The 26,973-nt window shown below is 57.0% G+C and carries 30 protein-coding genes; 21 read left to right on the forward strand and 9 right to left on the reverse strand.

What is annotated here, in order from left to right:
* Positions 1-11 precede the first annotated feature (11 nt).
* Positions 12-191 (forward strand): hypothetical protein, encoded by a 180-nt coding sequence (locus AC2FLG_RS15970; protein ID WP_496678387.1) that lies wholly within the window; start codon positions 12-14, stop codon positions 189-191.
* On the opposite strand, the gene map is transcribed toward AC2FLG_RS15970, so the two are convergent.
* The gene (map, locus tag AC2FLG_RS15975) at positions 179-991 is read right to left on the reverse strand and encodes a type I methionyl aminopeptidase (RefSeq protein WP_496702540.1); all 813 of its coding nucleotides are present in this window, start codon (positions 989-991) and stop codon (positions 179-181) included. The two genes, AC2FLG_RS15970 and map, sit on opposite strands and share 13 nt — an antisense overlap.
* An 821-nt stretch (positions 992-1,812) precedes the next feature.
* Here map and AC2FLG_RS15980 point away from each other — a divergent pair.
* The 4 genes from AC2FLG_RS15980 to AC2FLG_RS15995 all read left to right on the forward strand — a co-directional run bounded on the left by AC2FLG_RS15980 (position 1,813) and on the right by AC2FLG_RS15995 (position 6,539).
* The gene (locus AC2FLG_RS15980; RefSeq protein ID WP_496707010.1) at positions 1,813-2,724 is read left to right on the forward strand and encodes a hypothetical protein; all 912 of its coding nucleotides are present in this window, start codon (positions 1,813-1,815) and stop codon (positions 2,722-2,724) included.
* 965 nt (positions 2,725-3,689) lie between these two features.
* Positions 3,690-4,256, forward strand: a complete 567-nt coding sequence (locus AC2FLG_RS15985) for an OsmC family protein (protein WP_496692757.1) — start codon at positions 3,690-3,692, stop codon at positions 4,254-4,256.
* 27 nt (positions 4,257-4,283) lie between these two features.
* The gene (locus AC2FLG_RS15990) at positions 4,284-5,519 is read left to right on the forward strand and encodes an NAD(P)-binding domain-containing protein (protein WP_496707011.1); all 1,236 of its coding nucleotides are present in this window, start codon (positions 4,284-4,286) and stop codon (positions 5,517-5,519) included.
* A gap of 12 nt (positions 5,520-5,531) precedes the next feature.
* On the forward strand, positions 5,532-6,539 hold the full coding sequence (locus tag AC2FLG_RS15995) for an NAD(P)H-dependent flavin oxidoreductase (RefSeq protein ID WP_496707013.1): 1,008 nt from the start codon (positions 5,532-5,534) through the stop codon (positions 6,537-6,539).
* Here AC2FLG_RS15995 and AC2FLG_RS16000 read toward each other — a convergent pair.
* A complete protein-coding gene (locus tag AC2FLG_RS16000) occupies positions 6,536-7,237 on the reverse strand; it encodes a winged helix-turn-helix transcriptional regulator (protein ID WP_496707015.1) in 702 nt (233 codons plus the stop codon). The two genes, AC2FLG_RS15995 and AC2FLG_RS16000, sit on opposite strands and share 4 nt — an antisense overlap.
* 145 nt (positions 7,238-7,382) lie before the next feature.
* Between AC2FLG_RS16000 and AC2FLG_RS16005 the strand changes: the two genes are divergently transcribed.
* The 4 genes from AC2FLG_RS16005 to AC2FLG_RS16020 all read left to right on the forward strand — a co-directional run bounded on the left by AC2FLG_RS16005 (position 7,383) and on the right by AC2FLG_RS16020 (position 9,247).
* Positions 7,383-7,943 carry a carboxymuconolactone decarboxylase family protein gene (locus AC2FLG_RS16005; protein WP_496707017.1) on the forward strand — a complete coding sequence of 187 codons (561 nt, stop codon included), beginning with the start codon at positions 7,383-7,385 and terminating at the stop codon, positions 7,941-7,943.
* Positions 7,940-8,347: a DUF6632 domain-containing protein gene (locus tag AC2FLG_RS16010; RefSeq protein ID WP_496707018.1), complete on the forward strand. Its 408-nt coding sequence runs from the start codon at positions 7,940-7,942 to the stop codon at positions 8,345-8,347. The genes AC2FLG_RS16005 and AC2FLG_RS16010 overlap by 4 nt, the downstream gene beginning before the upstream one ends.
* Entirely contained in the window at positions 8,344-8,880 is a 537-nt protein-coding gene (locus tag AC2FLG_RS16015; RefSeq protein ID WP_496707019.1) for a GNAT family N-acetyltransferase, read from the forward strand. Before AC2FLG_RS16010 ends, AC2FLG_RS16015 begins: the two co-directional genes overlap by 4 nt.
* Positions 8,881-8,944: 64 nt before the next feature.
* On the forward strand, positions 8,945-9,247 hold the full coding sequence (locus AC2FLG_RS16020) for a hypothetical protein (protein WP_496707020.1): 303 nt from the start codon (positions 8,945-8,947) through the stop codon (positions 9,245-9,247).
* Here the strand turns inward: AC2FLG_RS16020 and sfsA are convergent.
* Entirely contained in the window at positions 9,172-9,888 is a 717-nt protein-coding gene (sfsA, locus tag AC2FLG_RS16025; protein WP_496707023.1) for a DNA/RNA nuclease SfsA, read from the reverse strand. The genes AC2FLG_RS16020 and sfsA overlap by 76 nt on opposite strands.
* Before the next feature lie 49 nt (positions 9,889-9,937).
* Here sfsA and AC2FLG_RS16030 point away from each other — a divergent pair, with 49 nt between their 5' ends.
* From AC2FLG_RS16030 to AC2FLG_RS16045, 4 genes are read left to right on the forward strand one after another with little or no spacing between them, the layout of a single operon-like run.
* Positions 9,938-10,660, forward strand: a complete 723-nt coding sequence (locus tag AC2FLG_RS16030) for a competence/damage-inducible protein A (RefSeq protein ID WP_496707026.1) — start codon at positions 9,938-9,940, stop codon at positions 10,658-10,660.
* The gene (locus tag AC2FLG_RS16035) at positions 10,657-11,385 is read left to right on the forward strand and encodes a GNAT family N-acetyltransferase (protein ID WP_496707028.1); all 729 of its coding nucleotides are present in this window, start codon (positions 10,657-10,659) and stop codon (positions 11,383-11,385) included. The genes AC2FLG_RS16030 and AC2FLG_RS16035 overlap by 4 nt, the downstream gene beginning before the upstream one ends.
* Positions 11,382-11,954 (forward strand): peroxidase-related enzyme, encoded by a 573-nt coding sequence (locus AC2FLG_RS16040; RefSeq protein ID WP_496707032.1) that lies wholly within the window; start codon positions 11,382-11,384, stop codon positions 11,952-11,954. The genes AC2FLG_RS16035 and AC2FLG_RS16040 overlap by 4 nt, the downstream gene beginning before the upstream one ends.
* Positions 11,955-11,983: 29 nt before the next feature.
* Positions 11,984-12,853 (forward strand): OmpA family protein, encoded by an 870-nt coding sequence (locus tag AC2FLG_RS16045; protein WP_496707034.1) that lies wholly within the window; start codon positions 11,984-11,986, stop codon positions 12,851-12,853.
* 3 nt (positions 12,854-12,856) lie between these two features.
* On the opposite strand, the gene AC2FLG_RS16050 is transcribed toward AC2FLG_RS16045, so the two are convergent.
* Positions 12,857-13,819, reverse strand: a complete 963-nt coding sequence (locus AC2FLG_RS16050; RefSeq protein ID WP_496707036.1) for a sodium-dependent bicarbonate transport family permease — start codon at positions 13,817-13,819, stop codon at positions 12,857-12,859.
* A gap of 96 nt (positions 13,820-13,915) precedes the next feature.
* On the opposite strand from AC2FLG_RS16050, the gene AC2FLG_RS16055 reads away from it, so the two are divergent.
* Positions 13,916-14,833: a hydrogen peroxide-inducible genes activator gene (locus AC2FLG_RS16055; RefSeq protein ID WP_496679081.1), complete on the forward strand. Its 918-nt coding sequence runs from the start codon at positions 13,916-13,918 to the stop codon at positions 14,831-14,833.
* A 57-nt stretch (positions 14,834-14,890) separates the two neighbouring features.
* On the opposite strand, the gene AC2FLG_RS16060 is transcribed toward AC2FLG_RS16055, so the two are convergent.
* Positions 14,891-15,796, reverse strand: a complete 906-nt coding sequence (locus tag AC2FLG_RS16060) for a LysR family transcriptional regulator (protein ID WP_271952071.1) — start codon at positions 15,794-15,796, stop codon at positions 14,891-14,893.
* Positions 15,797-16,024: 228 nt separating this feature from the next.
* Between AC2FLG_RS16060 and AC2FLG_RS16065 the strand changes: the two genes are divergently transcribed.
* Both AC2FLG_RS16065 and AC2FLG_RS16070 read left to right on the forward strand, forming a co-directional pair.
* Positions 16,025-16,465, forward strand: a complete 441-nt coding sequence (locus tag AC2FLG_RS16065; protein WP_281973795.1) for a DUF4399 domain-containing protein — start codon at positions 16,025-16,027, stop codon at positions 16,463-16,465.
* Between the two features lie 127 nt (positions 16,466-16,592).
* Positions 16,593-17,201 (forward strand): LysE family translocator, encoded by a 609-nt coding sequence (locus tag AC2FLG_RS16070; protein WP_496697784.1) that lies wholly within the window; start codon positions 16,593-16,595, stop codon positions 17,199-17,201.
* A 51-nt stretch (positions 17,202-17,252) separates the two neighbouring features.
* Here AC2FLG_RS16070 and AC2FLG_RS16075 read toward each other — a convergent pair whose 3' ends face one another.
* On the reverse strand, positions 17,253-19,280 hold the full coding sequence (locus AC2FLG_RS16075) for an FAD-dependent oxidoreductase (RefSeq protein ID WP_496707039.1): 2,028 nt from the start codon (positions 19,278-19,280) through the stop codon (positions 17,253-17,255).
* A 138-nt stretch (positions 19,281-19,418) separates the two neighbouring features.
* Between AC2FLG_RS16075 and AC2FLG_RS16080 the strand changes: the two genes are divergently transcribed.
* Positions 19,419-19,904, forward strand: a complete 486-nt coding sequence (locus AC2FLG_RS16080; RefSeq protein WP_496702564.1) for an RNA pyrophosphohydrolase — start codon at positions 19,419-19,421, stop codon at positions 19,902-19,904.
* A 1-nt stretch (position 19,905) separates the two neighbouring features.
* On the forward strand, positions 19,906-20,553 hold the full coding sequence (gene trhA, locus AC2FLG_RS16085; RefSeq protein ID WP_496707041.1) for a PAQR family membrane homeostasis protein TrhA: 648 nt from the start codon (positions 19,906-19,908) through the stop codon (positions 20,551-20,553).
* A 55-nt stretch (positions 20,554-20,608) separates the two neighbouring features.
* Here trhA and AC2FLG_RS16090 read toward each other — a convergent pair whose 3' ends face one another.
* Together AC2FLG_RS16090 and nth are read right to left on the reverse strand one after the other, a co-directional pair.
* Positions 20,609-21,598 (reverse strand): adenosine kinase, encoded by a 990-nt coding sequence (locus tag AC2FLG_RS16090; RefSeq protein ID WP_142639987.1) that lies wholly within the window; start codon positions 21,596-21,598, stop codon positions 20,609-20,611.
* A complete protein-coding gene (nth, locus tag AC2FLG_RS16095; protein WP_496707042.1) occupies positions 21,595-22,239 on the reverse strand; it encodes an endonuclease III in 645 nt (214 codons plus the stop codon). Before nth ends, AC2FLG_RS16090 begins: the two co-directional genes overlap by 4 nt.
* 210 nt (positions 22,240-22,449) lie before the next feature.
* On the opposite strand from nth, the gene AC2FLG_RS16100 reads away from it, so the two are divergent.
* From AC2FLG_RS16100 to AC2FLG_RS16110, 3 genes are all read left to right on the forward strand, one after another.
* Complete coding sequence (locus tag AC2FLG_RS16100; RefSeq protein WP_496693054.1) at positions 22,450-23,493, forward strand: heme-binding protein; 1,044 nt, start codon at positions 22,450-22,452, stop codon at positions 23,491-23,493.
* Positions 23,494-23,569: 76 nt separating this feature from the next.
* The gene (locus AC2FLG_RS16105) at positions 23,570-24,421 is read left to right on the forward strand and encodes a bifunctional helix-turn-helix domain-containing protein/methylated-DNA--[protein]-cysteine S-methyltransferase (RefSeq protein ID WP_496707044.1); all 852 of its coding nucleotides are present in this window, start codon (positions 23,570-23,572) and stop codon (positions 24,419-24,421) included.
* 76 nt (positions 24,422-24,497) lie between these two features.
* A complete protein-coding gene (locus AC2FLG_RS16110; RefSeq protein WP_496707046.1) occupies positions 24,498-25,397 on the forward strand; it encodes a cation diffusion facilitator family transporter in 900 nt (299 codons plus the stop codon).
* A 12-nt stretch (positions 25,398-25,409) separates the two neighbouring features.
* On the opposite strand, the gene AC2FLG_RS16115 is transcribed toward AC2FLG_RS16110, so the two are convergent.
* Complete coding sequence (locus tag AC2FLG_RS16115) at positions 25,410-26,849, reverse strand: aldehyde dehydrogenase family protein (protein ID WP_142639996.1); 1,440 nt, start codon at positions 26,847-26,849, stop codon at positions 25,410-25,412.
* Positions 26,850-26,973: the final 124 nt, after the last annotated feature.

The raw sequence follows: 26,973 nt of genomic DNA on the forward strand, positions 1-26,973 counted from the left end.
CCCTGCGGGGCATGGACCGTGCACTGACCCCGTCGAATTGGTCACTTCCGCAAGAGGCTGACACCGCAACCGATCCCCAGCGCACGCCTCTGCGCGCGCCGGTTTTCATCCATGATGCGGTCACGCCATGGGGGCAGGAAACCCTGCTGCTAAAGCTGCTACGGGATCAGGCGGCGGATCAGGAAGAATAGGTCGGGTGGTACTTGCCGCCTGGCGACAGGGTAAAGATCTCGACCCCATCTGCCGTTACACCGACCGAGTGCTCAAACTGTGCCGACAGTGACTTGTCGCGCGTCACGGCGGTCCAGTCATCGGCCAACGTCTTGGTCTCGGGGCGGCCCAGATTGACCATCGGCTCGATGGTAAAGAACATGCCCTCTTCCAGAACCGCACCAGTGCCCGGACGGCCATAGTGCAGAACGTTTGGCGGTGCATGGAAGACCCGGCCCAGCCCGTGGCCGCAAAAATCGCGGACTACGCTCATCCGGTGTGCCTCGACAAATGATTGAATCGCGTGGCCGATATCGCCGAACGTGTTGCCGGGTTTGACCATCTCGATGCCCTTGAACAGGGCATCATGAGTGATCTGGATCAACCGTTCGGCTTTGCGCGGCAGCTTTCCCGCTACATACATGCGCGAGGTATCCCCGAACCAGCCGTCGACAATAACGGTCACGTCGATATTCAGGATATCGCCATCCTTCAGCTTTTTGTCGCCGGGAATGCCGTGGCAGACCACATGATTGACGCTGATACAGCTGGCATGCTGATAACCCTTATAGCCAATCGTGGCCGACGTCGCGACCGCATCCTCGACCATCTGCGTGATGAGCCCGTCAATCGCGCCAGTGGTCTGGCCGACGAAAACATGATCGGCAATATCATCCAATATCCGCGCAGCCAAAGCCCCTGCCGCCTGCATGCCGGCAAAGTCACCCTGTTCATAGATACGGATACCGTCCTTGGTCAGACGGCCACGATGTTCTTTCATCGATGCGAGGCTCCAAATATTTCGCGCAGCACCCTTTTTACGCTGCTTGTGCAGAAAGTACCAGAGGGCGCACGGTCGCGGGTTAAGATGGGGATCAATGCTGTGGCTTCAAGGATTAGTCGGATCGCCTTTGTTGGGCGGGTGCTTTTTCAGAGCTCTATGCGCAGTTAGAGGGGGGTGCTAATGTCGGCTTGGCGGACAAATCTGCCGTTCGCCGCACCTGCATCAGTGTGACCTTCCGAAACACTGGAGTGACCTTTCAAGCTCTGTTCGCGTTCACTGTGACAAGACCCATTTCCTACTAGTTTCTGTACCTGTTTTTACCTGAATTTTGCGACCAGAAAAGATCCGATGTGATAACCGGAGTACAAGACCCATAAGAACCACAATGCGTCCAGCGCCCAAGCAGGGTTAAAACTGCCTTCTCCGAAAGAGAAATACATCTCGTTTGATACGCCGCTAATCAGAAAGTATGAAACAAACGTTGACGAAATTACTAGCAACGGTCTCTTGTCCAGAACACTTTTATACACTTTGCTTCCCATTTCTTTCCGCTATGTCGCGATAGTAATGCGTTTTCGCGGCACGCCCGTGAGCCAACTTGGGGCAGCGAATTGGACATTGCAAGTTTGGGCTCAAACTACCCCTTCAACGCTTCTGCATGAACGATAGTTTTTCGGCTAAGTTCACCCAGACCCCCTCAGTCGAAACCCGCGTGCCGTAGACCAGTTTCTCGACACCCCTAGCTGCGCCGCCTCGAACGCCGCTGCATAGGTCGGGTCGATATCTGCGGCCATGGAAATTCGTCCACAATCGCCGTTTTGCCATTCCACAACCTGAGCGATGATCCAGAACAGTTTTTCAGTGATGGTATTACAGAAGACATCATCACAGGATTGTCGCGCTTTTGCACGCTTCAGTTGGTCTCAAGGAACGCTTCTTTTCGCTTCAGAGGCAAGGAGGCCGATCCAGCTGAAATTGCGGCGACTTTGGGCGCGGATTATCTTGTCGAAGGTAGTGTGCGAAAAGCAGGGAGCGGGGTCAGAGTTTCGGTGCAGCTCTCCGACTCAATTTCGGGATCGCAGTTGTGGTCGGATCGAAATGATCGTGAACTAGAGGATGTTTTGGAGGTTCAAGACGATGTGACACGAAGCATCGTGGCGGTCCTCCCCGGGCGGGTTCAGCACGATGTTGACGATCGTTCGACCCGAAAGCCAGAAAATGAAATGAAGGCTTACGAGCTAATGCTAAAGGGCAAAGCCCTTCGCGAGGGCCTGAATGCCCTAGATACGGCAAAGGCACGGGCCCTGCTAGAACAGGCGGTAGCCCTCGACCCGACAATCGCGCGATCGTTCATGTACCTTTCAGATACCTATGTCATTGATATTTGGCTAGAGTTAGCGGTTACCGTAGCAACCAACCATGTATTGCACATTGCTCGAAAGGGGACGGCACTGGACAACCGGGATGTCTACATCCAGGACCAACTCGGTTTCGCCTATTTGTGCGCAGGCCTTTGGCAAGAGGCTGAGACCCAGTTTGAAAAAACGCTGTCTTTGATCGAAAACGAGGCAGAGTCCATGGCTTGGTGCGGATACGCCTATTTTTGCTCGGGAGGCATGAGAAGGCGCGTGACGTCGTATCTGAGGCAGTGCAGTTGGATCCTTTGCACCCCCCCCCCGGCCATCGATTGGATTATGGGACAGATACAATTCTTCTGCGAAGACTTCTAAGCGGCACTCGGTTTGTTGATGGGAGAGGCTCGGCTCAATTCCTTGGCGACGGCACTGGTGGCGGCCTCCTACGCAAAGCTAGATCGTCAGGCAGAGGCCGAAGCAGCCCTCGTTGAATTTTACAGCCGAGCGTCGCGACGAACTCATGAGCCGAGGTATCCGAGTGAATGAAGAAACCGTTTCCACTCTCGCTCATGGGTTTCAGACGATGTGGCGGCAACCAGATGATTTCGAACACCTTGCTGCTGGCCTAGGCGCAGCCGGTTTGCCCAGTTGAACTTAAGTATAGAAAATGCTTTCGACTTTGTAGGGCTGGACCAGACCTCGGAGGCAGAAGGAAATTCGGGGTTCAGACACATTTACTTGGATGAGGACGGCCTAGAGCAGCCACTCGATCCGGCCCTGTCATGCTGCGGTGCAGCCCGCCATTGCCGCCGTTGATACATGGCGCAGCATTCACAAAGGATCAGTTTTGTTGTTGGGGCAAATCAATCCCTGATGCGTTTCTACTTAAGGGTACGATCGGATTGATTTGATTCCAGTTGCCTAACATCATGTCCAAGCCTGAACTCGGTGGTATCAATCCGGTCGCAAACCTAATATGCCTCCCTGCAACCAAGAGAGGACACCCAATGCCTAAATCCAAAAAGCCCAAGGCGAGGCGCCCGGGTGCAAACCCTGTCAAGAAGCCTGCTTGGCATCAAGCGCTCAACGGTACTGCCGGACAACATGGGGAACGGCCTACCAAAACAGGCAAAAAGGCACAGAACAAATCGGCCTAGGCAAATAGCCAATTTCGCCAGATCCATCCTTCGCAATGCTAGCGGCGTTAGCTTCTTTTTCTTACTATCAAATATGTAGTGGATTGCTTTCGACCGTGAAGTATCTCGCAGAGCGCGTGTTTCCTAGAAGTCGTCGTATCGAGCCGCACCGACAGCTCAACACACTTCTAAAGGAACAACACAATGACCACGCAACCCCAAGACAAGCCCGTTTCAAATGGCGTAAATACCGAGGCCCTGATCGGGGCACGGGGCGCATTTGCCGAGATGCCAAAAGCTGCGTCCTTCACATTCCGCAGCACTTGCGACTGGGTCGACGGCAGTGAAAGCCGCAACACCATCAATGGCTATTTTGGCCTGGGTGAAGAACACACACGCAAAGAAACTTTTTCAATTTGCTCGGACCATCCAGAAGTTTTCGCTGCTCGTGACAGCGCGCCGACCCCCCCGGAAATCGCATTGTCCGCATTGGCGAGCTGCCTGACCGGTGGCATCGCTGCAGTCGCGCAACATCGGGGCATCCAACTGCATGACGTACAATGCGTTGTCGAGGGTGATATGGATATGCGCGGGATATTGGGCATGGACCCCGACATTCGCAACGGCTTCAGCGCAGTCCGTGTGACCTTTGATATCGATGCGGACGCAAGCGACGATGACATTCGCGCTTTGGTCGCACAGTCACAAAAACGATCCACTGTTTTTGATCTTATGACCAATCCGACCAACGTACATGTGGTCGTGGCCTAAGCCGCGATTACAACGGGAGCGAGTGTCATGCGACATATTTCGACCGTCATCATTGGCGCCGGGCAAGCCGGGCTTGCAATGAGCAAGTGTCTTTCGGACCGTTCCGTTGCGCATGTTGTGGTGGAGCGGGGCGAGGTGGCGCAGTCCTGGATGAAAGACAGGTGGGACAGCCTGCGGCTGCTTACTCCAAATTGGCAGTCAAGGTTGCCGGGGTATGGGTATAAAGGACCTGATCCGGACGGGTATATGAACATGCCCCAGATCACTGGTTATCTGCGTGACTATGCCCATGCGATCGATGCCCCGGTCGAAGAGCACACAGCTGTTCATTCTGTGACCTCTCACGGGAACAACTATCTGGTTCGCACCAACAAGGGCGATTGGATCTGCGACCATGTCGTTGTCGCCAGTGGGGCTTGCGCACGGCCTAAACTGCCTCAGTTGGCGGGCGCTGTTCCGGAAGGCGTCACGCAGCTGTCGCTCGGAACGTATAAATCGCCTGATCAAGTTGCAAAGGGCGGTGTGCTGGTGGTTGGAGGGTCAGCCAGCGGCGTGCAGATTGCCGCTGAACTCTGCAATGCAGGGCATGCTGTGACCCTTGCCGTTGGGGAGCATATCCGTGCGCCGCGGCGTTATCGCGGGCGGGATATTCAATGGTGGATGGATCGTAGCGGCATTCTGGACGTCCGCGTCAAGGATGTGGACGATATCGAACGCGCCCGCCGCGTGCCCTCGTTCCAACTGATGGGTGATTCTGGAATAGGCTCCATTGACCTGAATACGCTTCAGGCGATGGGGGTTGCAGTAACGGGTCGACTGGTCGGCATTCAAAACGGTATGGCGCAGTTTTCCGGCTCAGTTGCCAATCACTGTGCCATGTCGGACTTGAAGATCGGCCGCCTTCTTAAGCATTTCGACGACTGGGCCGAACGCGTGAACATTACAGGCCTTCCCGAGGCGCAGCTGTTGCCCCCGACGTTATTGTCCAACCCGCCACACCTCATGTCCAATCTGAGAAACGGAGCGATCTGCACCATCATCTGGGCAACGGGTTATTCCCCCGAATTCAGTTGGCTGAAGCTTCCTGTGTTCGACCGGAAAAGCATTTTGGTCCACGATCAGGGCATCGTTGCACCCGGTCTATACGTCCTGGGATTGCCCTTCATGCGGCGTCGGAAGTCGGCGCTGATTGATGGCGTGGGCGGCGATGCGCAGGCCCTTTCCGATCACCTTATTGCCAATCGAAACCGCCACGCGGCTTGAAGGAGTTCAATCATGAACAAGGCGATCAAAACCCGCGCAATTTCGACGGCGTTTACAGATCTGGTTGCGGTTGATCACCCTATCGCGCTGGCCCCCATGGCCGGCGCCGTGGAAAGCGACTTGGCTGCTGCTGTTGGCAATGCAGGCGGCTATCCGATCATGCCCTTCTCGTGGAGCAGCAGAGAGACTATTGAGGCTGAACTTACAAACCTGCGGGCAAAGACCGGTGCGCCATTTGCCGTAAACCTTTGCCTCGACATGCCGCAAGAAGCCCGATTAGAGCTTTGCCTATCGCATCGCCCTCATGCTGTGCATTTCTTCTGGGGGGATGCAGCGCCCTTCGTAAAACAAGTGCATGCCAGCGGGGCATTGGTAATCCAAACCGTCTCGTCTGCGAATGAGGCAAAACGCGCCGTTGATGCGGGCGTTGATGTATTGGTCGCGCAGGGTTGGGAAGCAGGAGGGCATGTTCGTGGGACCGTTGCGACCCTGCCGCTGATCCCGGCCGTCGTGGATGTGGCAGGATCGGTGCCAGTTCTGGCGGCCGGAGGTATCTCGGACGGGCGCGGGTTGGCTGCGGTCCTCTGTTTGGGGGCCAGCGGCGTTGTCATGGGAACTCGTTTTCTGGCAACCGCAGAAAGTGCGGCGCATTCCGAATACATCGCACAGCTTTTAGCGGCCCAGCATTCAGACACAGTCCATGAGACCGATCTTTATAATGTTGGATGGTCAAATGCTGCACATCGCGTGCTGCGTAACGCCGTAGCGGATCGTTGGCTAGCAGAGGGCCGCCCCGGCAATCGGGCACGTCACCGGTCCGGTGAAACGGTTGCAATGCGAGGCATCGCCCCAATCAAGGCCTATCAATCCACGACACCCCATCATTCGATGACCGGTGAGATTGAAGCGTTATCGATGTGGGCAGGTCAAAGCGTTGGCCTGGTGAACAGCACTGAACCCGCTGGAACGATTATCGACAGTATTATGGCACAGGCCGGCGCTGCGCTAAGATTGTCCTAACGTGTTGCCAAAATCTCTTCGGCATTCGGCAAGCTTGCAAAAATGCAATCGGAAAGCCAGCTTGATATATTACGTGTCAGAGCCGCCGGTCCGATGATCTCCATCGCGCCAGAGGCTTTGGCAGCCTTATAGGTCGTGTGACCCAACCATGCATCCGCCATCGCGCGCACCTTGGTTGTGATGAATACGTCCACGTCCAGACCGGGGTCGGTTGTGCAGACATCAACATTGCCACCTTCAACCGTGATCCACCATTTAGGTTGCTCAGCGAAATCCGTAAACTGGAACAACACGACCGTTCTGCTGCCGGGCAGGTTCTCGGGAACAATACTTCGTTGAAGATAAAGCATCAAAAGCTCGACGTCGTAATCCGCGTCGCTCATAAACGCCTTTGACCATTCCATGCCCCAACTTCCAAGTGCCAGCAGGATTGGCTGCAGCTGCCGGCAGCTTGCGGTTGGTAGGTATTCGTGCCCCCGACCGCCTTGAATACGACGCTTATAGACAAGGTCATACTCCTCGAGCGTGACCAATCTGCGCGTCAAAAGCGTGGGAGAGATCGCGCCCAACCCACGCTGGAGCTCTGAAAAACGTGTGCTGCCCATCAACAGTTCGCGTACAATCAGCATGGTCCATTTCTCGCCCAAGATTTCAGTTGATTTGGCGATGGGGCACCATTGGCCATAGCTGTGCGACATCAAAGTTACTCCAGAAAGTGTAGTAAGGCACTCCAATCGGTATAGTGCTTTGCTCCAATCTGTAAAGCATCGCGTAGGGACGCCGTCAGATAGATCTCATGACATCAAGCAGCCCAACTGCGGATCTGCAAAACAGAGAGTGCTTATGACCCTATCCATACACACGCCCCAGACAGCGGCCCCACAATCACGTCCGATATTCAACGCGATCACGCAGGCACGTGGCTTTGTTCCTAACGTTTATGCCGTCTATGGCGGTCTTCCTGATGCGATGACCGGGTTTGCGGGGCTGACCGGCGCCTTTGGGAACAGCAGCCTGTCGCCCGCCGAACGCGAGGTGATCCAACTTGCGGTTAGCGTGGCCAACAAGTGCCGCTACTGCGTCGCAGGTCACACAGCTTTTGCTGCTGATGCCGAACTGAGTGACAGCCATGTTCAAGCGATGCGTGCGGGGCGCGACCCTGAAGACGATCGTCTTGGTGCTCTGGCACGGTTTTCCCGGAAACTCACAACAGACCGTGGTCGCGACTGCACCGCAGAATACGCGGAATTTTTGGCGGCGGGGTATCACCCGGATCAGGCTTTGGAGGTGATCATAGGCGTTGCAAACAAGACGCTAAGCAACATGACCGCCAACTTACTGGACCTGCCGCTAGACGCGGAATTTGCGCCCTATGCATGGACTCCTAAGGCAGACGCAGCATGAGCCCCGAAAGCCGCGCAAAGGGATTAAAGATCGCCTTGGCCCTGTTTGGGACCATCTGTTTTCTGATCTATCCACTGGCCGTTATCTGGCCTTCGGGGTGGGTCTGGCATGGTGGCGGAGGTCAGCACTATTTCCAGATGATCTGCGGTATTTACGCGGTTCTGGGATGGTTCCTGATCCGGGCATCCTCAGCCCCGCAAAACCATATGAGTCTGATCAGTTTTGCCATTTGGTCAAGTGTCGTCCACGCAGCGATTATGGCCGCTCAAGTCAGCCGGGACCATATGGAGATCGGTCATTTGGTGGGCGATATCCCAGCCCTGATCATTATGGCTGCGGTGCTTTGGTATCTGTCGCCACGCCGATCAGAGACACCCAGAACCAGCGAAGGAACACCCAAATGAAAACCGCAGCTCTGCAGCGCGTGGCCGTCAAGACCGCCCAGACACCCGCTGAAATCGCCGCCATACAAAACATGATGCGCGCCTTGGTTGATTGGTTGTTCTTGCGCCATCACGCCTATCGCAATCTTGTCGCCCGCTATTTCGACCCGGTTGAATTTGAACGAGAGCTCTCAGACCTGCATCGCATATATGGAGCGCCCACAGGAACGTTGTTAATCGCAACCATTGATAAGGAATTCGTTGGGTGTGTCGGTCTGCGCGCACTCGATACAGAATATTGCGAAATGAAGCGCATGTTCGTCGTTCCGAAATTTCACGGGCAAGGCGTAGGTCAGGCTCTTGCAACGCATCTTACCCACCGAGCCCGCGAATTTGGGTACTCAAGAATGTATCTTGATACAGGCCCAGAACAAATCGAGGCACGAGGATTGTATCAAAAGCTCGGTTTTAAGCCGATCAAACCCTATTATGATGTCAGCGAGGAAATGGCGGATTGGCTAACCTTCATGGTCCTGCAACTCGACCCACAATGACTGGATCAAGGTTGTGGACTGATTATGACAGCACTGCGTGTAATGACGCATTCCTCAGATACTCATGAAAGATATCTGCCTTGTCGTGACTGCTGACCCAATGATCGTACATTGTTGTCATTGCCGGATGTGCCAGCGGCAAACAGCCAGCGCATTCGCCGCAATCCCACTTCTTACGGCAGACAATGGGTGTTCAGATCAGGGAGGGCCAGCGCCCCGGATTTCTTGCTCACGCAGAGAATCCCAGGTTGCTAGAGGGTCGAATTCACAGGATGGGATCAAAGGGCCTTTTCAACGCTTCTGCATGAACGATTGGCTTTCGGTCACGTTTACCCAAACCCCTTCAGGCGATATCCGTGTGCCATAGACCAATTTCTCGACACCCCTAGCTTGCGCCGCCTCGAACGCCGCTGCATAGGTCGGGTCGATATCTGCGGCCAATGCAATTCGCTCACAATCGGTGCGCTGGACCAGATACAGCAGGATTGCGCGATGCCCCTGGTCCACCATAGCTGTCAGTTCCCCTAGATGTTTGGTTCCGCGCGCTGTGACGCTGTCGGGGAATTCGGCCAGACCAGGTTCGCGAGACAGGGTCACGCATTTGACCTCGACATAAGCGTCCTGAAGGCCCGGCTGGGTCAGTAGGAAATCAACGCGGCTGTTCTCGCCGTATTTCACCTCGGGGCGTACAGTTTCATACATTGCCAGTTCGGGGATCTCCCGCGCGATCAATGCCGCGCGCAACGCCCGGTTCGGGACGGATGTATCCACGCCGGTGAAATGCCCGTTTTCGTGATCGACCAGCCGCCAGCCATATTTCAGCTTTTTCTTCGGGTCGTCATTGGGCTCCAACCATATTTTCTCGCCCGGTTCGGCCAGTCCCATCATCGAGCCGGGATTGGCGCAATGCGCTGTCACCTCGCGCCCGTCCTCAAGCCTGCAATCGGCTAGAAAGCGTTTATAGCGGCGGATCAGGTGGGCGGGGACAAGAGGGGTTTCAAATCGCATGCTTCAGGGCCTATACCTGCGGAAAGGGTCGATCAAGGGGGCGCAGGCCATGCAAAATCCAACCGCAGCCATGCTGGTGATCGGGGATGAAATCCTGTCGGGTCGCACCCGCGACGCAAACATGCATTATCTCGCGCAGGAGCTGACCAAGCAGGGGATCGACCTGAAAGAGGTCCGTGTGGTCAGCGATGACGCCGCTGCAATCGAAGCCGCCGTTCAGGCGTTGTCGGCAAATTTTGATCATGTCTTCACCAGCGGTGGGATTGGACCGACCCATGATGATATCACCGCCGATTGCATCGCCCGTGCCTTTGGCGCGCATATCGACATCCGCGACGATGCTCGCGCTTTGCTTGAAGCGCATTACGAGAAATCCGGGCTGGAACTGAACGCTGCCCGTTTGCGCATGGCGCGCATCCCCGATGGTGCCACGCTGATCGACAATCCGGTTTCGACCGCGCCAGGCTTTACCATCGGCAATGTTCATGTGATGGCTGGGGTGCCCTCGGTCTTTCAGGCGATGGTAGCGAGTGTATTGCCGGGTCTGACCGGCGGTGTTCCTCTGCTGTCCCAGACCTTGCGGGTGGATCGCGGCGAAGGCGATATCGCCGCCCCCCTTGCGGCACTCGCCGCGGATTTTCAGGATTTGTCCATCGGGTGTTATCCGTTTCAGATCAACGGTGTGTTTGGCGCCAATGTGGTCATTCGCGGAACCGAAGGTGCCCGGATCGACGCGGCCTCAACCCGGTTGGCGAAAGAGCTTGGTCTGTGAGCGTTACCTGGCCTGACGTCGTCGAGGGTACATGGCCATCTGCGCAGCGCCAAAAGCTGGGGCCGTTTCTGGTGCGTCAGGGTCTGGGCGGCGGATCGCGGGTGAGTGCGGCCAATGCGCTGGGGCCTGCCTCGGATGACGATATCGCGGCGGCCGAGGTCGCAATGCAGGCACTGGGGCAAAAGCGCATCTTTTGCCTGTGGCCAGGGGACGAGGCGCTGGATACGCAGCTTGAAGGCCGGGGCTATTCCGTGTTGGATCCGGTCAATATTTACACCTGCCCGGTTGAACATCTGACTGATCTTCCGCTCCCCCGCGTAACGGTGTTCTCGATATGGGAGCCGCTGGCAATCATGCGTGAGATCTGGGCCGAGGGCGGGATTGGACCAGAGCGGCTGGCCGTGATGGAGCGAGCCCCGGGTTCAAAGACTGGCCTGCTGCTTCGAAATAGTGACCAACCTGCTGGTACCGGGTTTGTTGCGATGCACGGGGACGTGGCCATGGTCCACGCACTTGAGATTTTGCCCGCTCATCGCCGTCAGGGCCTTGGGCAATGGGCGATGCGCGCGGCTGCGCTCTGGGCACAGGATCAGGGCGCCGGGACGCTCAGCGTGATTTGCACCAAGGCGAATGCGGGTGCCAATGGCCTTTATCGCGCGCTTGGGATGGAGCTTGCCGGAGAATACCATTACCGTCAGCTGGCTGAAGGAGAGAACCCAAAGTGACCGATCTTACCCCACCCACCGCGCTGAACCTTCCGATGGTGGATCCGCTACCGCCGGAGACGCAGAAATATTTCGACATTTGCGTCGAAAAGCTGGGTTTTGTGCCCAACGTTCTGCGGGCCTATGCCTTTGACATCGACAAGCTGAACGCGTTCACCGCGATGTATAATGATCTGATGCTGGCGGATAGTGGGTTGTCCAAGCTTGAACGCGAGATGATCGCAGTGGTCGTGTCGGCAATAAACAAGTGTTTCTATTGCCTTGTCGCACATGGGGCGGCTGTCAGGCAGTTGTCGGGTGATCCGCAACTAGGCGAAATGCTGGTCATGAACTACCGGGTTGCGCCTTTGGATCAGCGGCAGCGTGCCATGCTGGATTTCGCGGCCAAAATGACCACCGAAATCACCAAGATCGAAGAGCCCGACCGACAAATTCTGCGGGTTGCTGGGTTTAGCGACCGCGATATCTGGGACATTGCCAACGTGACCGGCTTTTTCAACATGTCGAACCGTGTTGCAAGCGCGACTGCGATGTCCCCCAACCCCGAGTATCACGCCCAATCAAGATGATCCGCCGTCTCGTTATATTCCTGTTGCTCATGGCATCGCCTGTTGTCGGGCAGGAGCTGACGCTTCCTTCGGGTACGCGATTGGTCAGCGACCGCACGAGCCCGTTGGACAGCTATGACCTGCCCACTGGCCCCTATACCGACGGAGCAGTCCCGGCGCGCCGGGTCGAAGGGCGGGTCGAGCGCTATACCTGGCGGCTGCAGGCCGGGTCCAGCACCACTTTGCAGCTGCTAGCCCCGTTGCGGGAACAGATCAAAGCCCAGGGGTATGAGGTTCTCTTTGACTGCGACGCCCGCAGTTGCGGCGGCTTCGATTTTCGCTTTGGAACCGAAGTTGTCCCCACGCCTGACATGTATGTGGCCATCCAGGACTATCGCTTTTTGTCCGCTGCCAAGGGCGACGAAGTTCTGAGCCTGTTGGTCAGCCGAAACCCGCCCGATGGCTATGTGCAGATGATCCGCGTGTCACCTGAAGGGGCCGAAGCCGCGCCTCCGTTGGTGATCGAAGAAGAGGTCGATCAGGCACAGGGGCTGTTGGCAGAGCTTGCACAGGAGGGCCATGTGATTCTGGGTGATCTGCATTTTCGCACGGGCGAGATAACCCTGGGTGACGGGCCTTTCGGCTCTCTGAATGAGATTGCGCAGTATCTGTCGGACAATCCCGGAACGCGGCTGGCTCTGGTCGGGCACACGGATGATACTGGCGCACTCGAGGCCAACATATCGGTCAGCACCGGCCGGGCGCAGACCGTGCGCGCCCGGTTGATCGAGAAATACGGCGTGGCCTCCGACCGGGTCGAGGCGCGGGGGATCGGCTATCTGGCTCCGATCACCTCGAATGCAACGGCCGAAGGTCGCGATTTGAACCGCCGGGTCGAGGCGGTTCTGCTGATCAACTGATCCCTACATCACCCACCACAGGTACAGCGGCAGCCCGATCGTGATGTTGAACGGGAAGGACACACCCAGCGACAGGGTCAGATAGATCCCGGCCTCGGCCTTTGGCAGCGCGATCTTCATCGCCGCGGGCACAGCGATATACGAGGCGGATGCAGACAGGACCATGAACAGGAACAGGCTGCCTTCGGGCAGGCCGATCACCGCCCCGACCACCCAGGCCATCGCAGCGCCGATCAGGGGCATCAGCATTCCAAAGGCAAACAGACCCAGCGAGAGCTTGTCGCGGTTCTTGATCAGGCTGCGCCCCGCGGAAATGCCCATATCCAGCAGGAAAAGGCACAGGATGCCGGTGAAGGGTGTGACGATGAAGGGCGCAATCATCTGCATCCCTTCGCCACCCGTGACCGCGCCGATCAGGAAAGCCCCGGTCAGCAGGACAATCGACCCGTTTGCCAACAGATCGCGCCACAGCCCATTGTCATTGACGCCCTTGCTGCTGGTTTTATGCGCCAGCCAAAGGGCCGAAAGGATGGCGGGAACCTCCATCGCGGCGGCGACAGCAACCATGAAGCCGTCATGATCAAGACCCACCAAATCCAGCAGGCTGGTTGCGGTGACGAAGGTCACGATTGAGATTGATCCATAATGCCCGGCAACAGCCGCCGCATTCAACGCGTCCAGCCGTGTCATGACCCGGAGCAGGCCGAATGCCACAAAGGGGATGACAAAAGACAACGCCACACCGCCTAGCAAAGTCAGGAACAGATCCATGTGGATGCCATGCTCGGCCAGGCTGCTGCCGCCTTTGAAGCCGATGGCCAACAGCAGATACAGCGACATGAATTTGGCTGCCCCACCGGGGATCGACAGATCGCTGCGGGCAAGAGCTGCTAGCAGCCCGAGGACGAAGAAAAGGATGGTTGGGACCAGCAAGTTGCTGGAAAGGGTTTCGATTACGCTGGGCATTTTGGCTCCTGTCCCGATTTCACGGGCTAAGTGCCTTGCCTATATTTGTTATCCAAATATTATCTTTCTAAATTTTGGATAGTTTAAAGCTATGAAATGCGCCCAACACTAAGGCAACTGGAATATATCGTTACGGTCAGCCGACTGGGTCGATTTGGATTGGCAGCTGAGGTTCTGAATGTCAGCCAGCCCAGCCTCTCGGCGCAAATTGCCTCTGTAGAACAAGAACTTGGCCTGCGCATCTTTGATCGTAACCGGGGTGGTGTTCAGGTGACTGCCAAAGGCCAAGAGTTCATCGAGCGCGCCCAGAAGATCCTTGCCGATGTCCGGGATCTGCGCCACGCGATGAGCAGCGAGACACCGGTCTCAGGACGGCTAAGGCTGGGCGTGTTGCCCTCAATCGGGCCCTACCTGCTGCCTCAGGTCATCAAAAAGGTCCATCAAGACCGCCCCGGTCTGCGCATTGTCGTGCGCGAGGAAAACACGCGTGATCTGGAACAAGGGCTGAAATCCGGTCGGTTCGATCTGATCCTGTCCACGCCCGAGGACCATCCGAACACAATCCAGCAGCGCCTGTTCAACGAATCCCTGTGGATCGGGGTCGCTGTGGATGATGTGCTGGCGGGTGATACCCAGGGTGTCACCGCCCAGGATTTGCGCGACCGGCTGATCCTGACCCTGGACCAAAGCCACCGTCTGTCCCGGATCGTCTATGCGCTTGCGGCGGAATGCGGCGGGGTGGTGTCGGATGAATACGAGGGCACCACGCTTGATTCCATCGTGCTGATGGCAGCCTCGGGGGTTGGGGTTGCGGTGTTGCCGGACCTGTATGCAAGACGTCAGGGGATTTACCGCGATGAAGTCCATTTGCGCCCGTTGACCATAACAAATGCCAACCGCGATATCGCGCTTCTTTCCCGCAGAAAAGAAGCTGATCTGCCCGGACAGAATATCCTGATCCAATCCTTGCGTACGGTCGCGCAGAGTATGGGGCTGGCCGTGTTAAGCGACTAAAAAAATGGCCCACACAACATGTGCGGGCCGTTCAGTTTCCACCGGGAGAAATTAGAATTACCAGTCCATCGGGCCTTTTTCGTTGAAGGCATCGACAAGGAAATCAATGAATGCCCGCACCTTGGGCTGCGTAAAGCGGCCGGGCGGGTAGACGGCATAAACGCCTTGCACTTCATCGGGCAGCGACGGCATTGCGTCGACAACTTCGCCCGACTTCAGCGCCTCGGCATAGAGATAGCTGGGCAGATGCGCGATCCCAAGCCCCGAGACCGCAGCGTTCAACAAGGATTGCCCATCATTCACGCTGAGCCACCCGGCGGTGCGGACCTGACGTTTTTCACCCGAAGGTGCGGTCAGTTTCCACACATTGCCCGAAGACTGGCTGGAATAATGTAACAGCTTGTGTTCGTTCAGGTCGTCGATCTTTTGCGGACGCCCGAATTTCTCGATATAGGTGGGCGCGGCGACCATCCGCTTGACGGTTTCGGTCAGCTTGCGGGCGCGCAATGTACTGTCTTCCAGCTCACCAATCCGCACAGCAACGTCGAACCCTTCCGAGATCAGCTCAACATAGCGATTGTTCAGCACCATATTCACCGTGATGTCGGGATAGGCAGCTAGAAATCCTGACAGAACCGGAGAAAGGTGATTCACGCCGAAATCTGTCGCCACACTGATCCGCAGCAGACCAGAGGGGGCAGATTGCATCGAGGTGACCAGCGCATCAGCCTCGCCCGCGTCATTCAGAACGCGGCGGGCCCGGTCATAATAGGCCAGCCCGATTTCGGTTGGTGACACGCGGCGCGTCGTGCGGTTCAGCAGTCTTGCGCCCAGGCGTGCTTCCAGGCTGGAAACGTGCTTGGACACAGCCGATTTTGAGATGCCCATTTTCTTGGCCGCGTCGGTGAAACCGCCTTGGTCCACCACGTTGGCGAAGGCTTCCATTTCGGTCAGTCGGTCCATTCTTGTTCCCCAGGTGTAGGTTCTTTAACTGATCTTTACGTCAAATCTGGGCGGAAACAGGGCGGACATGGGATAATATCAGGGATTTGAATCGGATCGTTTGCGCTTGGGAAACTCTGAAACAGTGGTTTCCATATGGGCCACAAGCCTTTTGACAACGGGTATCCTCGATTTCGGGCCGAAACATGCTACCATGAGGATGGCAAATTTGTGACAACGGAGAAGATTATGAAAGCTGTTTTAGCTATTGCCGCAACCTGCCTGTCGGCGACATTTGCTCTGGCCGGGGGTGAAACACCATCAAACCCCGAAGCGCAGGTCTATTTTGTGAAATTGTCTGACGGCGACGTTGTCCAATCTCCGGTCACCGTGGTCTTTGGCCTCAGCGGCATGGGGGTCGCGCCGGCGGGTACTGAAAAGGAAAACACCGGGCATCATCATCTGCTGATCGACCGACCGCCTTTGGGGCAGGGAGAGGACGGTGCGGATGAGTTGTCTTATGGTCTGCCCGCGGATGACAATCATATCCATTTTGGCGGCGGTCAGACCGAGGTGACGCTGGAAATGGCTGCAGGCGAACATACGCTTCAGCTAGTGCTGGGCGATGCAGGTCATGTACCGCATTCCACGCCCATCGTGTCCGAGGTGATTACGATAACCGTTGAATAAGCGATAAGAGACTTCTGCTGTTGGTATCCGGCGGGCTTTCAGGAATGCCGCCGGGCCACGGTGATGTATGGCGTTTACTTTTCCTTTCGAACCGGAAATTCTGCGTGCTAGGAAAGGGAGGGCTAGGATGTCGACAGAGTTCCTACTGACGTCTCTGATCGTTGTGCTTTTACCGGGCACCGGCGTGATCTATACGCTTGCGGTTGGGTTGGGGCGTGGCTTTTGGGCCAGTTTTGCGGCGGCGATTGGCTGTACCATAGGGATCATACCTGCTGCGCTGGCCAGTATCGTCGGTCTTGCGGCCCTGTTGCATACCAGCGCGCTGGCCTTTCTGGTGCTAAAATACCTTGGGGTGCTGTATCTGTTTTACATGGCCTGGGGGATCGTCCGGCAAGGCGGAGCATTGGATGTACAGAGCCAGAAACCCGCAAAAGGGTATGTGAAGATTGCAATCACGGGCACCTTGATCAATGTGTTGAACCCCAAGCTATCTTTGTTCTTTCTGGCCTTTCTGCCGCAATTCATTCCTGCCGGTACAGGTGCCGCCGAAGCAGAGCTGATCAAGTTGGCCTTGTCCTTCATGGCCATGACCTTTGTCGTATTTGTTGGCTATGGCGCTTTCGCTGCGGTGGCACGCGACTATGTGATCCAGCGGCCCACTGTCATGGCTTGGGTCAGGCGCTGTTTCGCCGGGGCCTTTGGGGCATTGGGTGCAAAGCTGGCGCTGGCCGACTGACCCCAATACCAGCAGAGCGATTGGCCCGGTTCTGGACCGGGCCAAGGCAAATCAGAAAGTGGTTGCCAGCCGCGTGCCCTGATTGATGGCCCGTTTGGCGTCCAATTCGGCTGCAACATCCGCGCCGCCGATCACATGTGGGGTGATGCCACGTTCGATCAACGTATCGGCCAGGCTGCGGTCCGAGATCTGGCCCGAGCACAGAACAATCGTATCCACCGCAATTACTGTCGGGTTCTCGCGTGCTTCGCCGAAACTCACATGCAGCCCGTCATCGTCGATCCGCTCATAATTCACGCCACCGACGAAATTGACGTTTTTCATCTTCAGCGTTGCGCGATGAATCCAGCCGGTGGTCTTGCCCAACCCTTTGCCATGGGCTTGCGCCTTGCGCTGCAGCAAAGTCACCTGGCGCGCGGGGACGGCAGGTTGTGGCCCTTCAGGTGCCAGCCCCGAGCGATGCTCGGCCGGGTCGGTAACGCCCCATTCCTTCATCCAGGCAGGCAAGTCGGTGGTGATGCTGTGGCCTTCTTCCAGCAGGAATTCGGACACGTCAAAGCCAATCCCACCTGCTCCGATCACGGCCACTGATTTGCCAACCGGGGTCTTGTGGCGCAGGACGTCGATATAATCGACGACATTGTCTCGGTCCTGACCAGGGATTTTCGGATCACGCGGAACGACACCGGTGGCAATTACCACCTCGTCATAACCAGTCAGATCGTCGGCGCCCACTTCGCGCTCAAGCACTACCTTAATGCCCAAATCGGCAATCATGGCGCGGTACCAGTCGACCAGACCCCAGAATTCCTCTTTGCCCGGAACCTGCTTGGCCATGTTCAACTGGCCGCCGATCTCACGGGCACGGTCAAAAATGGTCACGTCATGGCCACGCTGCGCGGCGGTCATTGCGGTGGACAGGCCTGCCGGGCCCGCCCCTACGATGGCGATTTTCTTCACGCTGTCGGCCTGTGTGATCACCAGTTCGGTTTCGTGACAAGCGCGCGGGTTTACCAGGCACGAGGTCAGTTTGCCCTGGAATGTGTGATCCAGACAGGCCTGGTTGCAAGCGATGCAGGGTGCAATCGTCGCCGCCTCAGCAGCGATGGCTTTGTTAACGAAATCCGCATCTGCCAGCATCGGGCGGGCCAGCGAGACCATGTCGGCGCACCCCGTGGCAAGAACTTCTTCGGCGACCTCCGGCGTGTTAATCCGGTTTGACGTAATGACCGGGATCGAGACCTTGCCCATCAGCTTTTTGGTCACCCAAGCAAAGGCCGCGCGCGGAACGCTGGTGGCAATGGTGGGAATCCGCGCCTCGTGCCAGCCGATGCCGGTATTGATGATCGTGGCGCCAGCCTCTTCGATCCGCTGCGCCAGTTCCACAACCTCATCATGAGTAGATCCGTTGGGAACCAGGTCAATCATCGACAAGCGGTAGATGATGATGAATTCCGTGCCGACGGCCTCGCGCGTGCGGCGCACGACCTCAATCGGCAGGCGCATCCGGTTCTCGTAAGAGCCACCCCAACGGTCCTCGCGCTTGTTGGTGTGAGTCACCAGAAACTGGTTGAGGAAATACCCTTCGGACCCCATGATCTCGACCCCGTCATAGCCCGCCTTCTGGGCCAGGACCGCGGCATTCACGATATCGCTGATCTGTTTCTCGATACCCTCTTCGTCCAGCTCGGTCGGCGGGAAAGGAGAGATCGGAGATTTCACTGGGCTGGGTGCGACACATTTCGGCCCGTAGGCATAGCGCCCCGCATGCAGGATCTGCATCGCGATCTTGCCACCGGCCTCATGCACCCGTTGGGTGACGATTGAGTGGTTTGCCACTTCTTTGTCGTTGGTCATCATTGATGCCCCCGGCAGTACCGAACCTTCAAGATTTGGTCCAATCCCTCCAGTCACCATCAGCGCCACGCCACCGCGCGCGCGGTCGGCATAGAACTCGGCCACCCGATTCCAATCGCCGGTCTCCTCAAGCCCGGTATGCATCGAGCCCATCAGCACGCGGTTCTTCAGCGTGGTAAAGCCCAGATCCAGCGGGGCCAGCATGTTTGGGTATGCAGTCATCCAGAACTCTCCCTTATAGAATTTGGCTGCCAGATTGACCTTCGCGTCATCTTTGTCACGCGAAACCTAACGTCATACCCTTTGCCTTGGGCCCGCTGCTTGTTACAGACGCTCCAAAGCATGTTCACGAGGCCGCGTATGACCCCCGAAGAGATTGCCAAACTGCCCTACCGCCCCTGCGTCGGGCTGATGTTGATGAATGCCGAGGGTAAGATATTCGTCGGCCAGCGCAACGACCGCCACAAGGACGCCTGGCAGATGCCTCAGGGTGGTGTGGACCAGGGTGAAGACCCGCTCGATGCGGCGCTGCGCGAGCTGTGGGAAGAAACCGGCGTCACGGCAGATCTGGTCGAGATCATCGCCGAGACCGAGGGGTGGTTGCCCTATGATCTGCCGCATGACATCGTGCCGAAGATCTGGAAAGGTCGGTATCGGGGTCAAGAGCAGAAATGGTATCTGATGCGGTTCTCTGGCCGCGACGATCAGATCAACATTCAGACTGAGCATCCCGAATTCACCCGCTGGAAATGGCAGGAACCGGAACAGCTGGTTGCCGAAATCGTGCCGTTCAAACGCGACGTGTATGAACGCGTGGTTGCAGCGTTTTCGGATCACCTGAACTGACATGATCCCACAGACCTATCCCAGTCCGGACCCATGCCACCGCCGCGTCGATCTGGTCGTGCATCTTATCGGTCTGGCGTTGATTTTGACCGCTGGCGGAGCGCTGATCCGCAAATCGTACCTGATGCTCGACAGCGGGCTTATTCTTGCGGTTCTGGTTTATGTAGCCTGTGCGTTGGGCTCTAATCTGGCCTCGTGTTTTTATCACTTTTCCCGCTGGCACCAGCGTCGGCAGCTGCTGCGACGCATAGACCATGCCGCAATCTATTCCAGTATCTGCGGCACCTTCACACCCTTTTTCCTGCTGGCCGGTACCGGCTGGACCATGACTTTGCTCTGGTTGTGCTGGGGGCTGACTGTGGTGGCCATCTGGAACAAGATCGCCAACAAGACGGTCAAGTCCCGATGGTCAACAGCATCCTATCTGGGTCTGGGCGCGCTGGGGCTGTGCGCCATACCCGATCTGAAAGATGTCCCCGTTTCAGTCCTGTGGTGCATTCTGGCCGGGGCGGCAAGCTACGTGATCGGCACAGTCTTTTATGCCCGCAAGACACTGCCTTTCCGCTATGCGATTTGGCACGCTTGGGTCAATCTTGGCGGCATATTCATGTTCGTAGGCATCTGGATCGCCCTATTCGTGCAGGGATAACCGTGAGGGGAGGGGCTCTGCCCCTCCCACAAATTATAGGCCAGTCCTGATCCGATTAAAGCAAGCCGCCCTGCTTGAGCAAATCGATCATATCCGCCTTGGGGCGCGGGCCGATATGGCTGATCACCTCACGGGCGCAGACATTGCCCATCTTGGCGCAGGTCTCATAGTCCCGCCCAGTGGCCATGCCAAACAGGAACCCGGCTGCGAATTGGTCGCCTGCGCCGGTGGCGTCGACGGGAACGATTTTTTCCACCGGAATGTCAAAGCGCTGACCTTCATTCAGCACAGTTACCCCGTCGCCTGACCGGGTGCAGACCACCAGAGGGCAGATATCGGCGGTTTTCGCCAGTGCATCCTCAAGATCGTTGGTTTCGAACAGGGATTTGATCTCGGCCTCGTTGCCGATCACAAAATCCAGTTCATTTTCGATCAGCAGCAGGAAATCGACCCGGTGCCGTTCAACACAGAACGGGTCAGAAATGGCGATCCCGGCCTTGCCGCCGCCCTTGTGGCAATCCCGTGCGGCCTGAAGGAACGCAGCTTTGCCTTTTTCCTTGTCGAACAAATAGCCTTCAAGGAACATGATCTGGCTGTTTCCCGCGACCTCGGCTGACACATCCGCCGAGGAAAGCTCCGAGGAAATCCCCAGATAGGTGTTCATCGACCGTTCACCGTCGGGTGAGACAAAAATCATCGAGCGCGAAGTCGGAAGCTCTCCACCCGGTACGGGCGGATTCACGAAATCCACACCGTCCTCGTGCATCGCCTCTGCGTAGAATCGTCCCAACGCATCATCATGTACGCGTCCGATAAAGGCTGCGCTCAGTCCCAGTGCGCCGGCACCGGCAATCGTGTTAGCAACGGATCCGCCCGGCGTTTGCACGCGGCCTTCCATAGCGGCGTAAAGAAGTTCACCCCGCTCCTGTTCTATCAGCTGCATGATGCCCTTCTCGATGCCCATCAGTTCCAGAAAACTGTCATCGGCCTGAGAGATCACGTCCACAACGGCGTTTCCAATACCGGTGAGCTGGTAGGTTTTCATAGGTTCTTGTCCTCGAATTGGCAGAGATCGCGGATGATACAGGTTCCGCACATAGGTTTGCGTGCTTTGCAGTGATACCGGCCATGCAAGATAAGCCAGTGATGTGCGTGCAGTTGGAAGTCGGTCGGGATGTTATCTTCGATTGCGCGTTCAACCGCATCCACATGTTTTCCCGGACAGATGCCTGTTCGGTTTCCGACACGGAAAATATGCGTATCCACGGCCTGCGCCGGATAGCGCCACCACATGTTCAACACCACATTGGCGGTCTTACGCCCGACGCCCGGCAGCGATTGCAACGCGGCGCGGGAATTGGGAACTTCGCCGTCATACTCTTCGACCAGAATATGGCTGAGCTTGATGACGTTCTTTGCCTTTTGGCGGAATAGACCGATGGTTTTGATATGCTCGATCAGGCCATCTTCGCCCAGGTCCAGCATCTTTTGCGGGGTGTCGGCGGTTTTGAAAAGGGCGCGCGTAGCCTTGTTGACGCCGACATCGGTGGCCTGTGCAGACAGCGCCACCGCTACGACCAGAGTATAGACATTCACATGCTCTAGCTCACCCTCAGGTTCCGGGTCAGCCTGCTGAAAGCGGGTAAAAATCTCTCGGATAGTGTGGTAATCAAGTTGCTTGGCCATGCGGCGACGTATGCACGTATTGCGGCGCAGGGCAAGCCGATGGCTCGGGTAACCACACAAGCAAGAATCTGCTTAGCGGATAGCTGTGGGTTTTGGATTACGTAGGGTAAGCCTGATTCGTGTTATTCTTGCCAGGCGCAGCCTATTTTTATTTCAGCGCATTTTTCCCGCATTGGCGGATATTTTATTTAATTGTTGAAAGGTTGATCCATGGCGAACCCAGATCTTGCCGCAAAAATGCAGTCCCGTTATCGGTCTGTTGAGCTGGCCCATCAAGGAGACGAAGACCTCGGCCCCCTGAAATTACTGCCCGGAGTTTGGAAGAACGGCGACAGCACGCGCGGACGTGGCTGGAACATGATCGCGCTTCCGTTTGCGACCGAGCCTGGCAGCCGTCTCAACTATCGTCTGCTGGTTAATCAATTCGAGGAAACGCTTCAATTCACGACCGTTGACAAAGCGGTTCCAAACCGCGGGATTGAGCGTCCGAACCCGGCCTCAGGAGACCCGACCATTAACACCGATCAGTTTGTGGTTACGCTGGATTATCAGCAGTCCATCGCGCAGCTCTCGGCTGAAGATCGCCCCGACAGCGGACTGGCGGGACCTGCCGATCTGGCCATCCATCACGAGCCCGGTCTGTTCCTGCATATGACCAATCTGACCACAAACAATCTGAACGTTGCACGTTTGGGAACGGTGCCACATGGCGACTCGCTGTTAGGTCTTGGAGAAGCGAGCGAGATCGATGGACCGCCAACGATTCCGGTGGTGGACGGGCTGCCCGAAGGGGCCACAAAGGACCTGAACAGCGGATATCTTTCGCCCTACAAACATTATCACGATAATCCGTTCAACGGCGTTGTGACCGCCCCGGGGTTCCCAGGCTTCGATCCTGTGCACCCGCATCTGTTGCTGGCAGCTGGAATACCGAACAATGTGAAAAAAACCACGATATTGCCGTTCAACACCGCGCTTGAGGATGCCGGGATCGTCAACATTCCGTTTGTTGTCAAACAAGCCAACGCGGCGGTTATGGATTCGATCTTTTGGATCATGGAGCTGGACGAGCCGGGAATTGGCGGTGAACCCAAGCTGCTGATGATGTATCTGCAGAATGTCGGTCTGGATTTCTTCCCACGCTTTGACGGGAAGCCCGGTCTGATCCGCTGGCCGCATGTCAGCATCAACGTCATGGAAAAGGTTGCACCCCCGGAAGAGGCGGCACCTTATACCGTTATCCCGCAGGTCTGAGGGGCAGATAGCGCAAGAATCGGGTCGCACTCTGGTCGGTAACAGGCCATCTTCTGTCTATCGAAGGAGTGCGACCATGAATGTCCAGACCCCAGAAAGCGGCTATCATTATAATGTCATGCGCCGGGCGATTGACCTGATTGATCAGGGTGGAGAGGCCCTGAGTCTTGAGGAACTGGCACAGCAGATGGATATGAGCCCCGCGCATTTCCAGCGCCTGTTCTCACGTTGGACCGGGGTATCGCCCAAGCGGTATCAGCAATATCTGACGCTGGGCCATGCCAAGGCGTTGCTGCGCGAGCGGTTCACGACACTGGAAACCGCTCTGAATGTTGGCCTGTCCGGCAGCGGTCGCCTGCATGATCTGTTCCTGAAATGGGAATCCATGAGCCCCGGCGAATACGCCCGCAGGGGTGCCGGTTTGACCATCTATTGGGGATGGTTTGAATGTCCTTTTGGTCCTGCTTTGGTGATGGGCACCGACAAGGGCATCTGCGGAATGGCCTTTGGGGCCGAAACCGGCGAAGAAAATGCCATGGCGGATATGTTGTCGCGTTGGCCCAATGCCAATTTCGTCGAGGACCCGATGCGCCTGCGGCCCTGGGCGCTCAGTGCATTTGGCGCGGTGAGCGACCGATTGGAACCAACGCCTCTGTATCTGATAGGCTCGCCCCTGCAGATCAAAGTGTGGGAAGCGCTGATGCATATCCCTTCGGGCCAGGTCACAACCTATTCCGAGATCGCGCAACGGGTGAGATCACCGCAAGCTGTGCGCGCCGTCGGGACGGCCGTGGGTCGAAACCCGGTCAGTTGGCTGATCCCTTGCCACCGCGCGCTGCGAAAATCCGGGGGGCTGGGTGGATATCATTGGGGCCTGCCGGTGAAACGCGCCATGCTGGCCTATGAGGCGGCACAAGCAGACGCTTGATTTCTGATCAGAAAAAGCCATAGGGATCATCGAACAAAGTGATAGACCTGTCCCAAGGTTGCAGGACACCAATGCGATGATCCAGAAATTTGCCCTGTGGTCGATCCCGATTTCCATCGCGGTTCTGGCCTTGAAACTGTTGGCCTGGTGGTTGACGGGATCGGTCGCCTTGTTGTCCGATGCGATGGAATCCGTGGTCAATGTGGTCGCGGCCTTGCTGGCGTTCTTTGCGGTTTCGATCGGCGGCAAACCTCCTGACGATAATCACCCCTTTGGGCACAAGAAAGCCGAATACCTGTCTGCTGTTGTCGAAGGTGTGCTGATCGTGCTGGCGGCGCTTCTAATCCTGCGAGAGGCCGTTGCCGCGCTGTCATCGTCGCATCTGGACCAGGCCCCGCTGACCGGGGTGGCAATCAATGTGCTGGCAACCGCTCTGAACGGTGCCTGGGCCTATATGTTGCTGCGGGTCGGGCGGCAGTACGCCTCTCCGGCGCTTGAGGCCAGCGCAAAGCATATCTTTACCGATGTGTTCACTTCGGTGGGCGTTGTCATCGGATTGATGTTGGCCCTTGCCACCGGCTGGCTGATCCTGGACCCGATCCTGGCCATTCTGGTCGCCCTGAACATTCTGTGGGAGGGATGGAAGGTCATTCGCAAGTCGATTGACGGTCTGATGGACGTGTCCCTTACTGATCCCGAACTGGATGAGGTGCGGAGCATCATCGATGCAAATCTGGGCCGGGCGCTGGAATATCACGACCTGCGGGGCCGCCGATCCGCCAGCATGATCTTTGTCGAGTTCCATCTGGTCGTTGACGGTGGCATGAGCGTGGCGACGGCCCATGATATCTGTGACGATATCGAAGACGCTTTGACCGATCAGTTCCCCGGATCGGTTTTTGTGATTCATCTCGAGCCGGATTCAGAGTCTAAAGGGCCCGGCGCAGATAGCGCACGGGCCCCGAAAACAGATTAGACGGCAGGTGGGTTACTCGGCAGCCCAGCCGCCGACGGCCTTGACCTCAAGGAAATCCTCCAGCCCCCAGACGCCGCCTTCGCGCCCGTTGCCGGATTGTTTCATGCCGCCGAACGGGGAACCCGCGCTGCGGGATTTGCCATTCATCTCGACCATACCCGACCGCAGAGCGCGGGCCATGCGGTTGGCACGGACGTTATCCTGCGTCTGGACATAGTTGGTCAGCCCATAGGGTGTGTCATTGGCGATTTCGATGGCCTCTTCCTCGGTATCGAAGGGGATCATGGTCAGAACCGGTCCAAAGATCTCTTCGCGGGCGACGGTCATCTGGTTGTTGACGTCGGCAAAGACAGTGGGCCGCACGTAATAGCCCTTGTTCAGCCCTTCGGGCCTGCCAGTGCCACCAGCGACAAGGCGCGCGCCTTCGTCGATACCCTTTTGGATCAGGTCCTGAATCTTGCCCCATTGCAGCTCATTCACAACCGGGCCGATATGGCGGCCTTCTTCCATCGCCGGGCCAACGGTGACACCTTTGGCAACCTCAGCTGCGGTTTCCACCGCCGCGTCATAGATGGGACGCTGAACCAGCATCCGGCTAGGGGCGTTACAGCTTTGACCGGTGTTGTTCATCATGTGCAGCACGCCACGTTTGACGGCCTTTTCATCCGCATCGGCAAAGACCACGTTTGCACCCTTGCCACCCAGTTCCAAATGCACCTTCTTCAGCGTATCGGCTGCGGCTTTGGAAATCGCCGTGCCCGCGCGGGTGGATCCCGTAAAGCTGACCATATCCACATCGGGGTGCGTGGACAGCTGAGACCCGACGCCAACCCCGTCACCGTTGACAAGGTTGAAGACACCGGGCGGGAATCCGGCCTCATCCATCAGCTCAGCAAAGATCATCGCGTTCAGCGGGCTTTGCTCCGAGGGTTTCAGAACCATTGTGCAGCCCGCAATCGCAGCCGCACCGACCTTCAGCGTGACTTGGTTCATTGGCCAATTCCACGGTGTGATCAGGGCGGCGACACCGACGGCCTCATAGATGATCTGGTCGTTGGGAGCGTGATCGCCCAGCGGCCGCTCGAAAGGAAACGCTTTGGCAGCGCGGATGAAATTTGCCAGGTGCCAACTTCCTGCTCCGACTTGCTGGCTACGCGCCATGTCGATCGGGGCGCCCATCTCCAACGACATTGCCTGGGCTAGATCCTCGGACCGTTCGGCATAAAGCGCGATCAGCTTTTCGACCATCGCGATGCGGGTTTCCGCCGGGGTTTCCATCCAGCCGGGCAACGCCGCCTTGGCCGCTGCAACAGCCGCGTCCGTATCGGCCTGATCGCCCAGCGAAATCACGGCACATGGTTCTTCGGTCGAGGGGTTGATGACCTGAAAATCATGCGTAACCGATGGGGCAACCCACTGACCGTTGATGTAAAAATTGCGTTTCTCGATCATGGTGCATCCTCCTGACCATGCGACGGGGATTCTTGGTTCGGCGCCACTGTGTCAGGCCTTCAGGAAACCGGCAAGCGCGATTTGATCAAATGGAATTTTGAGGTCTGGCCTAGGGCTAAAGTGA

The organism is Ruegeria sp. CDSA193, from assembly GCF_059611885.1.

Coding starts and splice junctions, on each gene's coding strand:
- AC2FLG_RS16080 (WP_496702564.1), top strand. CDS start 19,419: ATGACCCCCGAAGAGATTGCCAAACTGCCCTACCGCCCCTGCGTCGGG.
- AC2FLG_RS16100 (WP_496693054.1), top strand. CDS start 22,450: ATGGCGAACCCAGATCTTGCCGCAAAAATGCAGTCCCGTTATCGGTCT.
- AC2FLG_RS15970 (WP_496678387.1), top strand. CDS start 12: ATGGACCGTGCACTGACCCCGTCGAATTGGTCACTTCCGCAAGAGGCT.
- AC2FLG_RS16090 (WP_142639987.1), bottom strand. CDS start 21,598: ATGAAAACCTACCAGCTCACCGGTATTGGAAACGCCGTTGTGGACGTG.
- AC2FLG_RS16050 (WP_496707036.1), bottom strand. CDS start 13,819: ATGCCCAGCGTAATCGAAACCCTTTCCAGCAACTTGCTGGTCCCAACC.
- AC2FLG_RS16105 (WP_496707044.1), top strand. CDS start 23,570: ATGAATGTCCAGACCCCAGAAAGCGGCTATCATTATAATGTCATGCGC.
- trhA (WP_496707041.1), top strand. CDS start 19,906: ATGATCCCACAGACCTATCCCAGTCCGGACCCATGCCACCGCCGCGTC.
- AC2FLG_RS15990 (WP_496707011.1), top strand. CDS start 4,284: ATGCGACATATTTCGACCGTCATCATTGGCGCCGGGCAAGCCGGGCTT.
- AC2FLG_RS15985 (WP_496692757.1), top strand. CDS start 3,690: ATGACCACGCAACCCCAAGACAAGCCCGTTTCAAATGGCGTAAATACC.
- AC2FLG_RS16030 (WP_496707026.1), top strand. CDS start 9,938: ATGCAAAATCCAACCGCAGCCATGCTGGTGATCGGGGATGAAATCCTG.
- AC2FLG_RS16055 (WP_496679081.1), top strand. CDS start 13,916: ATGCGCCCAACACTAAGGCAACTGGAATATATCGTTACGGTCAGCCGA.
- AC2FLG_RS16015 (WP_496707019.1), top strand. CDS start 8,344: ATGAAAACCGCAGCTCTGCAGCGCGTGGCCGTCAAGACCGCCCAGACA.
- AC2FLG_RS16020 (WP_496707020.1), top strand. CDS start 8,945: ATGAAAGATATCTGCCTTGTCGTGACTGCTGACCCAATGATCGTACAT.
- AC2FLG_RS16075 (WP_496707039.1), bottom strand. CDS start 19,280: ATGACTGCATACCCAAACATGCTGGCCCCGCTGGATCTGGGCTTTACC.
- AC2FLG_RS16000 (WP_496707015.1), bottom strand. CDS start 7,237: ATGTCGCACAGCTATGGCCAATGGTGCCCCATCGCCAAATCAACTGAA.
- AC2FLG_RS16115 (WP_142639996.1), bottom strand. CDS start 26,849: ATGATCGAGAAACGCAATTTTTACATCAACGGTCAGTGGGTTGCCCCA.
- AC2FLG_RS16045 (WP_496707034.1), top strand. CDS start 11,984: ATGGCATCGCCTGTTGTCGGGCAGGAGCTGACGCTTCCTTCGGGTACG.
- AC2FLG_RS16110 (WP_496707046.1), top strand. CDS start 24,498: ATGATCCAGAAATTTGCCCTGTGGTCGATCCCGATTTCCATCGCGGTT.
- sfsA (WP_496707023.1), bottom strand. CDS start 9,888: ATGCGATTTGAAACCCCTCTTGTCCCCGCCCACCTGATCCGCCGCTAT.
- AC2FLG_RS16070 (WP_496697784.1), top strand. CDS start 16,593: ATGTCGACAGAGTTCCTACTGACGTCTCTGATCGTTGTGCTTTTACCG.
- AC2FLG_RS16010 (WP_496707018.1), top strand. CDS start 7,940: ATGAGCCCCGAAAGCCGCGCAAAGGGATTAAAGATCGCCTTGGCCCTG.
- AC2FLG_RS16065 (WP_281973795.1), top strand. CDS start 16,025: ATGAAAGCTGTTTTAGCTATTGCCGCAACCTGCCTGTCGGCGACATTT.
- AC2FLG_RS15995 (WP_496707013.1), top strand. CDS start 5,532: ATGAACAAGGCGATCAAAACCCGCGCAATTTCGACGGCGTTTACAGAT.
- map (WP_496702540.1), bottom strand. CDS start 991: ATGAAAGAACATCGTGGCCGTCTGACCAAGGACGGTATCCGTATCTAT.
- AC2FLG_RS16005 (WP_496707017.1), top strand. CDS start 7,383: ATGACCCTATCCATACACACGCCCCAGACAGCGGCCCCACAATCACGT.
- nth (WP_496707042.1), bottom strand. CDS start 22,239: ATGGCCAAGCAACTTGATTACCACACTATCCGAGAGATTTTTACCCGC.
- AC2FLG_RS16060 (WP_271952071.1), bottom strand. CDS start 15,796: ATGGACCGACTGACCGAAATGGAAGCCTTCGCCAACGTGGTGGACCAA.